The organism is Dactylosporangium sp. NPDC049742, assembly GCF_040674675.1.
In the GTDB taxonomy this organism is placed as follows: Bacteria; Actinomycetota; Actinomycetes; order Mycobacteriales; family Micromonosporaceae; genus Dactylosporangium; species Dactylosporangium maewongense.
Window position 1 is genome coordinate 12,731 of record NZ_JBFANF010000072.1, and the last position, 13,436, is coordinate 26,166.

At 75.8% G+C, this 13,436-nt stretch carries 4 protein-coding genes; all 4 read left to right on the forward strand.

Annotated features, from left to right (window positions below):
• Window positions 1–86 precede the first annotated feature (86 nt).
• On the forward strand, window positions 87–6,680 hold the full coding sequence (locus AB0J72_RS49660) for an amino acid adenylation domain-containing protein (protein WP_363413126.1): 6,594 nt from the start codon (window positions 87–89) through the stop codon (window positions 6,678–6,680).
• Window positions 6,677–11,389 (forward strand): amino acid adenylation domain-containing protein, encoded by a 4,713-nt coding sequence (locus tag AB0J72_RS49665; RefSeq protein WP_363413128.1) that lies wholly within the window; start codon window positions 6,677–6,679, stop codon window positions 11,387–11,389. Before AB0J72_RS49660 ends, AB0J72_RS49665 begins: the two co-directional genes overlap by 4 nt.
• A gap of 106 nt (window positions 11,390–11,495) precedes the next feature.
• Entirely contained in the window at window positions 11,496–13,199 is a 1,704-nt protein-coding gene (locus AB0J72_RS49670) for a carbamoyltransferase N-terminal domain-containing protein (RefSeq protein WP_363413130.1), read from the forward strand.
• On the forward strand, window positions 13,196–13,435 hold the full coding sequence (locus AB0J72_RS49675; RefSeq protein WP_363413132.1) for a hypothetical protein: 240 nt from the start codon (window positions 13,196–13,198) through the stop codon (window positions 13,433–13,435). The genes AB0J72_RS49670 and AB0J72_RS49675 overlap by 4 nt, the downstream gene beginning before the upstream one ends.
• Window position 13,436 lies beyond the last annotated feature (1 nt).

A 13,436-nucleotide genomic window follows, 5' to 3' on the forward strand; every position in this document is an offset into this window, starting at 1 on the left:
CAGGCCGGTCACCTGCCACGAGCGGTGGCCGGCCGAGCCAATCGCCCCTCCGCTGCGGAGGCCACCCACGGAGAGGTCCGGACACTGTGGACGATCGCCAGCCGCAGACGGCGCAGACCGACCCGGTCCTGCGGATGCTCGAGGTCCACTCGCGGGTGATGAGCCAGGCCCACGCGCTGCTCACCGGCGCCTACCCGGTGCCCGCTCCAGCGCATGTACCGCCGGCGCCAGCGCTTGTGCCGCCGGTGCCCCGGCCCGTGCCTGTACCGGTGCCGGCACCGCCCGTGCCCGCGCCGGCCGGCGGGCCGTATGCGCTCAGTGCGGCGCAGCGGGACATCTGGTTCCTCGACCAGATGGGCGCGGACCACTCGCGCGCCTACAACGAGTCCGTGATGATCGTGATGCGCGGCCCGCTGGACGTGGCCGCGCTGCGCCGCGCGCTCACCGACGTCGTCGCCCGCCACGACAGCCTCCGCACGGTCTTCGCCACCGACGGCGGCAGCCAGCGCGCCCTGCCGCCGGCCGGCACCGACCTGCCGCTGGTCGACCTCACCGCCGACCCGCAGGGCATCGACGCGTGGCTGCACGAGCGGGCCGGCGACGCCTACGACCTCGCCGCGGGCCCACTGCTGAGGGCGCACCTGCTGCGCCTCGCCCCGCAGCTGCACCACCTGCACCTCGCCGTGCACCACAGCGTCATCGACGGCTGGTCCTTCGGCGTGCTCATCGACGAGCTGCTCGCCCTGTACCGCGACGGCACCGGCGCCGCCCTGCCCGCCGCCCCCAGGTTCCGCGACTACGTCGAGCACCTGGAGCACCGCCCGGCCGACACCGCGTACTGGGACGAGCGGTTCGCCGGCGGGTTCCCGGTGCTGCGGCTGCCGTCCGACCGGCCCCGCACCGCGCGGACCGCCCGCGCCGGCGGCCGGGTCGAGCACACCGTGTCCGCGGAGGTGTCGCAGCTCGTCGCGACGGTCGGGCCGAAGCTCGGCTGCACCCCGTTCACCGTGCTCTTCGCCGCCTACGCCGGGCTGCTGCACCAGCTCAGCGGCCAGGACGCCCTCGTCGTCGGGGTCCCGCTGGCGCAGCGGGACCTGCCCGGCGGCACCCACCTCGTCGGCAACTGCAGCACCGTCCTGCCGGTGCTCAGCCGGGTGCCGCAGGACGGCACCGTGCAGGCGCACCTGCGGGCCGTGCAGCGGGCCCTCGCCGAGGACTACCAGCACCCGGGCTTCTCCGTGCAGGCCGTCCGGGACCGGCTGCCGGTCACCCTCGCGCCGGGGGAGCGGATCTTCGGCTCGTTCTTCAACCTGGACCGGCCGCTGCGGATCCCGACGGTCCCCGGCCTGGACCTGGCGCTGCTGCGCACCACCCGCCGGTTCGCCAAGGCGGACTTCGAGGTCGACATCCTCGCGATGCCCCGCTCGTACATCATCACCTGCGAATACGACGCGGAACTGTTCGACGAGGGGACGGTCCGCGACCACCTGCGGCGCTACGAGGACCTCCTCCGGGACCTGCTGCGGAACCCCGCGGCGCCGGTCCGCCCGCTGCTGATCCCCTGCGACAACGCCGCGCCCGCCGCCGAACCGGAGACGCTGCCCGGGCTGTTCGAGGCGCAGGCCCGCCGGACGCCGGACGCCATGGCGCTGATGTCCGGCGACGAGGTCCTCACCTACGCCGAGCTCGGCGCCCGCGCCGACCGGCTGGCCCGGCTGCTGCGCGACCTCGGCGCCGGCCCGGAACGCGTCGTCGCGCTCGCCGTGCCCCGCTCGACCGAGCTCGTCGTCGGCGCGCTCGCCGCCGGCAAGGCCGGTGCCGCGTTCCTGCCGGTGGACACCGAGCACGCCGCGGACCGGGTCGCCGCGCTGCTGGACGACGCCCGGCCGGTCGTGGTCCTGACCGTCGCCGCGGCCGCCGACGTCGTGCCGGCGGCCCCCGGGCGGCACGTCGTCGTGCTGGACGACCCGGCGGTCCGGGCCGGCCTCGACGCCGGCGCCGGACGCGTCGACGAGGCGGAGCGCGGCCTGCTGCCGGCGCACCCCGCCTACGTCATCTACACGTCCGGGTCCACCGGCCGGCCCAAGGGCGTCGTCGTGCCGCACGCCGGGATCGTCAACACCCTGCGGTGGTGGCAGGGCGAGCAGCCGCTCGACGGCCGCGACCGCACCATGCTGAAGACCCCGCTGACCTTCGACCCGTCGGTGCACGAGCTGTTCTGGCCGCTGTCGGTCGGCGCCGTCCTCGTCGTCGCCGCCGCCGACGGGCACCACGACCCGCGGTACCTGGTGTCGCTGATCCAGCGGGCCGGGGTCACCTCCGTCCAGTTCGTGCCCAGCACCCTGCGGGAGTTCCTCGACGAGCCCGGCGCCGGTGCGTGCGCGACGCTGCGGCACGTGCTGTGCGGCGGCGAGACCCTGCCGATCGGCCTCGTGCGGCGGTACTTCACGGTGCTGGACGCGCCGCTGTACAACCTGTACGGACCGACGGAGTCGTCGATCGAGTCGACGTTCTGGCCGTGCCGCCCCGACCCGGGCACCGCGACCGCCCCCATCGGCCGGCCGGTCACCGGCGCGCGCCTGTACGTCCTGGACCGCGACCTGCGCGACGTCGGCCCCGGCGCGGTCGGCGAGCTGTACATCGCCGGGGCCGGGCTCGCGCGCGGCTACCTGAACCGGCCCGACCTGACCGCCGCCGCGTTCGGGCCCGACCCGTTCGGCCCGCCCGGCACCCGCATGTACCGCACCGGCGACCTGGTGCGCCGCGACGCCGCCGGCGACCTCGAGTTCATCGGCCGCGCCGACTCGCAGGTGAAGGTCCGCGGTGTCCGCGTCGAGCTCGGCGAGGTCGAGGCGGCGCTGCGGACGCTGCCGGAGGTCACCGACGCGGCCGTGCTCATCCGCACCGTCGGCGCCGAAGAAGGCGGGGACCGGCAGCTGGTCGCCTACCTCGCCGCCGACCCGGCCGTCGCCGAGGACCCCGCGGCGCTGCTGCGGCGGCTCAGCGCCCTGCTGCCCCCGGCGATGCTGCCGGCCCGGTTCGTCGCGCTGCCCGGCCTGCCGCAGCTCACCAGCGGCAAGACCGACCGGCAGGCGCTCGCCGCCATGCCGCTGGAGGCGGGTGCCCGCAAGGTCGGGCGCGCTGCCGGTACACCGGCGGAACAGCGGATCCTGAACCTGTGGAGCGAACTGTTCGGCCGCGACGACATCGGCGTGGACGACGACTTCTTCGCCCTCGGCGGCCACTCGCTGCTCGCCACGCGGCTCGTCGGCCGGGTGCGGTCCGCGTTCGGCGTGGAGATGTCGGTGCGGGCGCTGTTCGAGGCCCCGACGGTCGCCGGCGTGGCCCGCACGGTCTCGGGCGTGGCGCACACAGCCGGTCCTGACGCCGCAGTGGCCGCCTCCGACCGGCCGCCGCTCGTCGCCGGCGAACGGCCGGCCGCGGTGCCGCTGTCCTACGGGCAGCAGCGGCTGTGGTTCCTGCACCGGCTGTTCGGCGCCAGCTCGACCTACAACATGGCCATGTCGCTGCGGCTCACCGGCCCGCTCGACGTCGCCGCGCTGCACCGCGCGTTCGGCGACCTCATGGCCCGCCACGAGACGCTGCGCACGACCGTCGAGGACGCCGACGGCGGCGCCCGGCAGCGGATCGCGCCGCCCGGCACGCACCCGGCCGAGGTGACCGTCGTCCCCGTCGCACCCGACGGCATCGCCGCGGCGGTCGCGGCCGCCGGCGAGTACGCCTTCGACCTCGCCGCCGAGGCGCCGATCAGGGTGTGGGTGTTCGCGGCCGCCGCCGACGAGCACGTCGTCACCGTGGTCGTGCACCACGTCGCCGGCGACGCCTGGTCGATGGAGCCCCTGGCCCGGGACCTCGCCGTCGCGTACACGGCCCGCCGCGACGGCCGCGAACCCGGCTGGGCGCCGCTGCCGGTGCAGTACGCCGACTTCGCCGTGTGGCAGCGCCGCCTGCTCGACAGCGAGGCGCCGCGACAGCTGGCGTTCTGGCGCAAGGCGCTCGCCGGGCTGCCCGGCGATCTGACCCTGCCCGCGGACCGCCCCCGCCCGCCGGAGCCCAGCTACGACGGCGCCGTCGTCACGTTCGAGGTCCCGGCCGTCCTGCACGCCCGCCTGGAGACGCTCGCCCGGACCGGCGACGCCAGCATGTTCATGCTGCTGCAGGCGGCGCTCGCGGCGCTGCTCACCCGGCTCGGCGCCGGCACCGACATCCCCGTCGGCAGCCCCGTCGCCGGGCGGATGGACCCCGCCCTCGACGACCTCGTCGGGTTCTTCGTCAACACCCTGGTGCTGCGCACCGACACGTCCGGCGACCCCACGTTCACGGAGCTGCTCGGCCGCGTCCGCGACTGGAACCTGGCCGCCTACGGCAACCAGGACCTGCCCTTCGAGCAGCTCGTCGAGGCGCTGAACCCGCCCCGGGTCGCGGCCCGGCACCCGCTGTTCCAGGTGATGATGTCGTTGGAGAACACCACGCCGGTCGACATCGCCCTGGACGGGCTGACCCTGCGCGAGGAGCCGCACCCGTCGACGACCGCGAAGTTCGACCTCACCTTCTCGATGCGGGAGCGCGGCCCGGCCGCCGGCATCGAGGGCGAACTGGAGTACAGCACCGACCTCTACGACGAGCGGACCGCCCGGCTGCTGGTCGAACGGTTCCAGGGCGTGCTCGCCGCCGTCGCCGCCGACCCGGCGCTGCGGGTCGCCGACGTGCCCGTCCTCGCCGCGGGCGAGGCCTCGCTCCTGCTGGCCGCCGGCCGCGGCGCCCGGGCCGGCGCCGACCGCGCCGGGTCCGTGCTGGCAGCCATCGCGGAGCAGGTGCGGCGGGCGCCCGACGCGCCGGCGGTCACCGACGGCGCCACGACCCTGAGCTACGCGCAGCTGTGGGAGCGCGCCGGCCGGGTCGCATCGGCGGTCCGGGCCGCCGGCGCCGGGCCCGACGACGTCGTGGCCGTGCTGCTGGACCGGTCCGCCGACACGGTCGCCGCCGTGCTCGGCGTGTGGCGCGCCGGTGCCGCGTTCACGGCCCTCGACGTCGACTGGCCCGCGACGCGGCGGGCCGACGTCGTCGCCGCCGCCGCGCCCGTCGCCGTGCTGACGTCCCGGGCCCGGCTCGCCGACGTCCCGCCGACCGCGGCGACCCTGCTCTGCCTCGACGACGCCGACTGGTCCACAGTGGACGACGCCGCCGACTTGTCCACAGTGGACGCCACTGCCACGGTGCCGGTGGACGCCCTCGCCTACGTGCTGTTCACCTCGGGCTCCTCCGGCCGGCCGAAGGGCGTCATGGTGCACCACCGCGGCCTGCGGGCCGTGTTCGACGGCTGGGTGGCGGCGTACCGGCTGCCGGAGCGGGTCACGTCGGTGCTGCAGATGGCGGCGTTCGGGTTCGACGTGTTCGCCGGGGACCTCGTGCGGGCCCTCGGCACCGGCGCGCGGCTGGTGCTGTGCCCGCGCGAGACCCTGCTCGACCCGCCGGCGCTGCTGTCGCTGATCCGCCGCGAACGCGTCGACTTCGCCGAGTTCGTGCCCGCGGTCGCCCGGGCGCTCGCCGCGCACGCCGAGGCCGTCGGCGCCCGCCTCGACGGGCTGCGCCTCATGGTGGTCGGCTCCGACACCGTCTACCGCAACGAGCTGGCCGCGATGCGCGACCTGCTCGGCCCCGACGCCGACGTGGTCAACTCCTACGGCCTCACCGAGGCGACGATCGACTCCACCTGGATGACGGTCGACGCCGCCGGGACCGGCGACCACCGCGCCCTCATCGGCGCCCCCTACCCCAACGCCACGGTGGTCGTGCTGGACGAGCGGCAGCGGCTCGTGCCGCCGGGCGTCCCCGGCGAGCTGCACGTCGGCGGCGCCGCCGTCGCCCGCGGCTACCTCGGCGCCGCCGGTCTTACCGCCGACCGGTTCGTGCCCGACCCGTTCGAGCCGGGGCAGCGGCTGTACCGCACCGGCGACGTCGTGCGGTGGCGGCGGGTCGGCGACGGGCCCGTCCTGGAGTACCTCGGACGCGCCGACAACCAGGTCAAGCTCCGCGGCTACCGGATCGAGACCGGCGAGGTCGCCGCCGCCGTCCGCGAGGTCGCGGGCGTCGACGCGGTGGCCGTCCTGGCCCGCCCGGGCCCCGGCGGCGGGGACCGGCTCGTGGTGTACCTGGCCTCCGGTCACACGCCCGCCGACGCGCCGGTGGCGCACTGGCACGCCGCGCTCGGCCGGCGGCTGCCGCGGTACATGGTCCCCGACGGCTTCGTCGTGCTGCCCCGACTCCCGCTGAGCGCCAACGGCAAGGTCGACGAGCAGGCGCTGCGGGCCCGGCCCGACGACGAGATCACCGTCGCCGCCGGCCCGTACGCCGCCCCGCGGACCCCGCTGGAGCAGCAGCTCGCCGACGTGTGGGCCGAGGTCCTCGGCGTCGAGCGGGTCGGCGCCGACGACGACTTCTTCGCCCTCGGTGGGCACTCGCTGCTGGCGATGCGCCTCGTCGCCCGCACCACCGAGAAGCTCGGCCTCGACCTGCCGCTCGCCACGCTCTTCCGCCACCCGACGATCGCCGCCCTCGCCGGTGAGCTGGCCGCCCCGTCGGCGCCGATGTCGGCGTTCGCCACCGCCGGGATCACCCCCGTGGCGCGCCACCGGGTCCCCGACGGCACCCGCCCGTGACCGCGACCGTGCCGGCGGCGGACGCCGGTGCGGCCTTCGCGTGCCGGGCGTCGCTCGCGCAGGACCGCATCTGGTTCTTCGAGCAGCTCGTGCCGGGGACCGCGACGTACAACCTGGGCGGCGCGGTCGACATCGACGGCACGCTGCACGTCGGTCACCTCACCGAGGCGCTGCGCGTCTGCGTGCGGCGGCACGAGGCGCTGCGGACCTGCTTCGAGGGCACCGACGCCGGCGCGCGGCAGATCGTCCACGAGACCGCCGAACCCGACCTGCGCCACGCCGACCTCACCGGCCTCGACCCCGCCGCCGCCGAGGCCGAGGCGGCCCGGATCGTCGCCGCCGAGGTCGCCCGCCCGTTCGACCTCGAACGGCTGCCGCTCGCGCGGTTCGTGCTGCTGCGGCTCGGCCCCCGCCGGCACGTGCTGACGCTCACCTTCCACCACATCGTCACCGACGACTGGTCGCTGGGCATCTTCACCCGGGAGCTCGGCACCGTGTACACCGCGCTCAGCGCGACCGTCCCGCACCGGCTGCCGGCGCTGCCCCTGCAGTACGCGGACTACGCCGCCTGGCAGCGGGAGCTCGTCGAGCAGGGCGCCGTGCGGGAGCAGCTGCGGTACTGGCAGGAGCGGCTCGACGGGGCGCCTACCCTCGCCCTGCCCACCGACCGGCGCCGCCCGGCGGAGGAGTCCCACCGCGGCGCCGGGGTGCGGCTGGAGCTCGACCCGGCCCTCGCCGACCGGCTGCGGGGGCTGAGCCGCGGCGAGGGCGTCACCCTGTTCATGACGCTGCTCGCCGGCTTCACCGTCATGCTCGGCCGCTGGGCCGGGCAGACCGACGTCGTCGTCGGCACCCCGATCGCCAACCGGCCCCGCCGGGAGCTGCACGACATCGTCGGCCTGTTCGTCAACATGCTGGCCCTGCGCACCGACCTCGGCGGCGCGCCGACGCTGCGGGAGGTGCTGCGCCGCACCGCCGCCACGTGCACCGCCGCCTTCGAGCACCAGGACGCCCCGTTCGACCACGTCGTCGCCGCCGTCGCCGGGGACCGGGCCGCCGGCCGGCACCCGCTGTTCCAGGTGCTGTTCCAGGTCCTCGAGGACGACCTGCGCGGCTTCAGCCTGCCCGGCGCGACCGTCCGCGCCCGCGACGGCGCCGGGCGGACCGTGAAGTTCGACCTGTCGTGCACCGTCGTGGACACGGGCCGCACGCTCGTCGCCGAGCTGCAGTACGCCACCGACCTGTGGGACGAGCAGTCGGTCCAGCGGATGCTGGACGCCTGGGTGCGCGTCCTGCGGGCGATGGCGGCCCGCCCCGACATCGGCGCCGACGAGGTGCCGCTCATGTCGGCGGCCGACCTCACCGACGCCGTCCAGCGGTGGAACCCGCCGGGGCGCACCGTCGAGGCGACCCTCGACGCCGGGTTCGCCGAGCAGGTCGCGCGGCGCCCGGACGCGGTCGCGCTCAGCGGCCCGGATCGTCGGTGGACCTACCGCGACCTCGACGCCGACTCGGACCGGGTCGCGGCGGCCCTGCACGCCGCCGGGGTCGGCGCCGACGACCGGGTCGGCCTGCACCTGGACCGGTCGCCGGAGCTCGTCGTGGCGATGCTCGGCGTCCTCAAGGCCGGCGCCGGCTACCTCGTGCTCGACCCCGCCCTGCCACCGGGCCGGCTGCGGCTCCTGGCCGCCGACGCCGGGATCCGCGCGGTGCTGGGCGCGCCCCTCTCGGAAGACGTCCCGCTGGTGACGCCGTCCGCCGCGCCGTGGCGGTCCCGCGGCGCCGGGCATCCGGACGGTCTCGCGAACGTCGTCCACACCTCCGGGTCGACCGGCGAGCCGAAGGGCGTCGCCGTCACCCACCGCGGGATCGTCAACCTGGTGTCCGGCGACCACGCCCCCGTCACCGCCGGCGACGTGGTGCTGCTGACCGCGAACCCGTCGTTCGACACCACCACGTTCATGGTGTGGGGGGCGCTGCTCAACGGCGCCCACCTCGCCGTCGTCCCCGCCGGCCGCCCCCTGGACGCCGGCACGCTCCGGGCCGCGATCGCCGAGCACGGCGCGAGCGTGGTGCGGCTGACCCCGGCGCTGTTCCACCTGGTCGCCGACGCCGACCCGGCCGCGTTCGGCGGTGTCAGGTGCCTGGTCGTCGGCGGCGACGTGCCCGACCCCGCCCGCATCCGCCGGGTGCTCGCTGCGGGTCCGCCGGGGTCGCTGGTCAACGCCTACGGACCCACCGAGATCACGGTCACCGCCACCGCCCACGTCGTCGGCGTCGACGACCTCGACGGCGACGTGCCGATGGGGCTGCCCGTCGCCGGGGCCACCGCGTACGTCGTGGACCGGCACCTGCGGCCCGTCCCCGCCGGCGTCGTCGGGGAGCTGCTCGTCGGCGGCGCCGGCGTCGCCAGGGGATACCTCGGCCGGCCCGACGCCACCGCCGACCGGTTCGTGCCCGACCCGTTCGGGGCCGAACCGGGCGGCAGGCTGTACCGCACGGGCGACCTCGTCCGCCGCCGCGCCGACGGCCGGCTGGTCTTCGTCGGCCGCGCCGACCGGCAGGTGAAGCTGCGCGGCCACCGCGTCGAGCCGGGCGAGGTCGAGGCCGCGCTGCGCCGCCTCGACGGGGTCGCCGAGTGCGCGGTCAGCCTCGTCGAGGTCGCCGCCGACCCGCGGCTCGTCGCCCACGTCGCCGGCTCCGCCGGTCTGGACGGTGCCGCGCTCCGGGAGGCGCTCGCCGGGCAGCTGCCGCCGTACCTGGTGCCCGCGCACATCATGGTGCTCGACCGGCTGCCGCTGACCCGTACCGGCAAGCTCGACCGCGCCGCCCTGACCGCCGTCACGCCGGCCGGCACCCCGCGGCGGCTCCCGCGCGACGACCGCGAACAGGTCCTGCTCGGCATCTGGACCGAGCTGCTCGGCGTCGCCGGCCTCGGCATCGACGACGACTTCTTCGCCAACGGCGGGCATTCGCTGCTCGCGGCCACCGCCGCCGCCGCGGTCCGGCGCGCGCTCGGCGTCGAGCTGAGCCTGCGGGAGCTGTTCCAGCACCCGACCGTCGCCGCCCTCGCCGCGCTCCTCGACGGGCGGCCGAACACCACCGTCGACACGCTGCCACAGGACGCCACCACCCGGCCGCCGCACGAGCGCGCCGAGCTGCGCCTGCGGGCCTGGCGGCGCGGCATCGCCGACCTCGGCGACCCGCCCGCCGACCCGGCGCCCGCGTCCGGCAGCCAGCGGGCCATGCTGTTCCTGGACCGTTTGGCCCCGAACGGCACCGCGTACCTGACGACCGCGCACACCCGCCTCACCGGCCCCCTCGACGTGACAAGGCTGCACGCCGCGCTCACGGCGGTGGTGCACCGCCACGAGGTGCTGCGGACCGTCCTGCGGCTGCACGACGGCCACCCCGTCCAGATCGTCCTGCCGCCGGGGCCGGTGCCGCTGCCGGTGTACGACCTGACCGCCCTCGACCCCGCCGCCGCCGAGGCGGAGCTGCACCGGCTCGCCGCCGCCGAGGACCCGTTCGACCTCGCCGCCGGCTCCCTCGTGCGGGCGCGTCTGGTCCGGCTCGGCGACGACGACGCGGCGCTGCTGCTGACGTTCCACCACGCCGTCGTCGACGGCTGGTCCATCGGCGTGTTCGCGGCCGAGGTCGCCGAGCACTACCGGACCGGCGCCGCCCCGCCACCGCCGGTGCCGCAGCACGGCGAGTACGCCCGCTGGCAGCACGAGTGGCTGCAGGGACCCGCCGCCCGGGAGAGCCTCGCCCACTGGCGGCGGGAGCTCGCCGGCGTGCCGGACGCCCCACTGCCCTACGACCGGCCCTACGACCGGCACAGCCCGGCCCCGCTGCCGCTGCGCGCCGGCACGCACCGGTTCACCATCCCCGCCGGGTGCCTCGACAACCACGACGCGACCCCGTTCATGGTGCTGGCGGCGGCGCTGCACGTGCTGCTCGCCGGCTGGACCGGCCGCTCCGATGTGTGCTTCGGCACGCAGGTCGCCAACCGGCCGCACGACGAGGTCCGGGACCTCATCGGCTTCCTCGCCAACGTCGTCGTGCTCCGCGGCGAGGTGACGCCGGACGAGACGTTCACGAGCCTCCTGGCGCGCACCGTTTCGCGGTCCCTGCAGGCGTACGAGCACCAGCAGGTGCCCTTCGACGCGGTCGTGCGCCACCTCGCCCCGGACCGGCCCCCGGGCGGCAACCCGCTCTTCCGGGTCGCGATGACGCTGCACAACACCCCGCCGCCGGTGCGGGAGGCGGGCCCGCTGCGGCTGGACCCGCTCGACGCCGGTGCGCCGGCGCAGGCCCGGCACGAGCTGGAGCTCGACATCCGGGCCGACGGCGGCGGGCTGCGCTGCGACGTCACCTACGCCGCGGACCTGTTCACGCCGGCCAGCATCGAGCGGCTCGCCGGCACGTACCAGCGGATCCTGCGAACCGTCGCGGCCGACGCCGCCGTGCGGGTCCGGGACCTCCTGCCCGCCGATCCCGTCCGCGAGACCGCGCGGCAGGTCGTCGCCGAGGTCCTCGGCCGGCCGGTGGACGAGACCGCGGACTTCTTCGCCCTCGGCGGCGACTCGCTCGGCGCGGTGCGGGTCCTCGACCTGCTCCGCGCCCGCTGCGGCGCCGACGTGCCCCTCGCCGCCTGGCTCACCGGCGGGCCGGCGAGCGTGCTGCGCCTGGCCCGGCTGGCTTAGCAATTTCCCAAGCTCAAAGCCGGTCCAATGGTCAGGGTCGGCGGTGCCGCACGCCAGGCGCACCACCCAACGACACGCACCGAGCGGCACGGCACAGGAGGCCTACGTGATCACAGCCGGGCTCAAATTCACGCAGAGCGGCGGCATCGCCCTGATCGACGGCGACCGTCTCGAGTTCCACATCGAGATGCAGAAGCTGGACAACAACTCCCGGTACAGCAACTTCGACGACCTGCAGCTGGTGCCGCGCATCCTCGCCGACCACGGCTACCAGGTGTCCGATGTGGACCACTGGGTCGTCGACGGCTGGGACGGTGCCCGCAACGGCCACATCAAGGTGCAGACGATCGCCGGCGCCGTCGACCTGACCGTCGCGCCCTACCGGGAGACGCCCGCCGTGCCCGACCCGGGCCGCCCCGCCCACCGCGGCGAGCTGAACATCGACGGCACCGTCCGGCCGTTCACCAGCTTCGTGCACGTCGCCAGCCACCTGTCCGTCGCCTACAGCACCAGCCCGTTCGCGGTCCGGCAGGAGCCGTCGATGGTGCTCGTCTGGGACGGCGGCTGCTTCCCGCGTCTGTACTGTGTGGACGGACGCGGCCGGATCGAGCCCGGCGGTGAGGTCTTCCCGCTGATCGGTCACACGTACTCGATGGCGTCGCAGCACTGGGGCCCGTACGCGCGGCGGGACAAGTCCCGCAACGTCGACGACCTGTCGGTGGCCGGCAAGCTGATGGCGTACATCGCCTACGGCAAGCCGAGCGACGCGGTGAAGGGCGTCCTCGCCGAGCGGTTCCACGAGCACTTCGAGGCCGACACCGACCGGGTCCGCAAGTACCGCGCGGCCATCATCGGCTGCGGCAGCAACGGCGAGCCGTCGCACGGCTACGTCCACGCGTTCCTCGACGACGTCGCCACCGACGTCGCCCGGCTCGGCGTCAGCGACGACGACGTCCTCGCCACCGTCCACGAGTTCCTCGAGGAACTGCTGATGGACCGGGTCACCGCGAAGATCCGGGCGTGGAAGGGCGACGAGCCCTGGAACCTGTGCTTCGCCGGCGGATGCGCCCTGAACATCAAGTGGAACAGCGCGCTGCGCGGCCACCCGATGATCAAGGCGATGTGGGTGCCGCCGTTCCCCGACGACTCGGGCTCGGCGATCGGGACCGCCTGCGCGCACCTCGGCGTCACCGGCGGCCTGCGCGCCATCGACTGGCACGTCCGCTCCGGCCCGCGCCTGCAGCCGACGCCGCAGATCCCGGCCGGCTGGTCCGCCGCCCCGTGCAGCCCGGCGGAGCTCGGCCGGCTGCTGCACACCACCGGCGAGCCGGTCGTCGTGCTCAACGGCCGGGCCGAGCTCGGCCCGCGGGCCCTCGGCGGCCGCAGCATCCTCGCCGCGCCCGTCGAGGCGGCGATGAAGGACCGGCTCAACGAGATCAAGCGGCGCGAGCCGTTCCGCCCGGTGGCCCCGATCTGCCTGGAGGAGCACGCTCCGGAGATCTTCTCGCCGGGCACCCCCGACCCGTACATGCTGTTCGAGCACGACGTGCGCCCGGCGTGGGTCGAGCGCATCCCGGCCGTACTGCACCTGGACGGCACCGCCCGGCTGCAGACCGTGAGCCCGGCGCAGGACCCCGACCTGACCGAGATCCTCCGGGCGTACCACGAGGTCAGCGGCGTCCCAGTGCTGTGCAACACGAGCGCGAACTTCAACGGCAGCGGCTTCTTCCCCGACGCCGCCACCGCGATCGGCTGGGACAAGGTCGACCTGGTGTGGGAAGAGGGCACGCTCTACCGGCGAGCCACGTGACCGCGCCGCCCACACTGCCGCCGGCGCTGCTGCCTTCGCTCGACGACGCCGCGCTGCGGCACGTCACGCAGCTGCTGGACGAGCTGCGGGGGACCGTCCAGGTCGCCCGGTGCACCGGCACCGCCGGGCGGGTCGACCGGATCGAGGACGCCCTCGCCCAGGCGCGGGCCGTGTCCGCGACGCTGCGCACCGCTTTGATCAGCGCCCGGGATCGGTCCGCCACCCCCTCGGACTGAC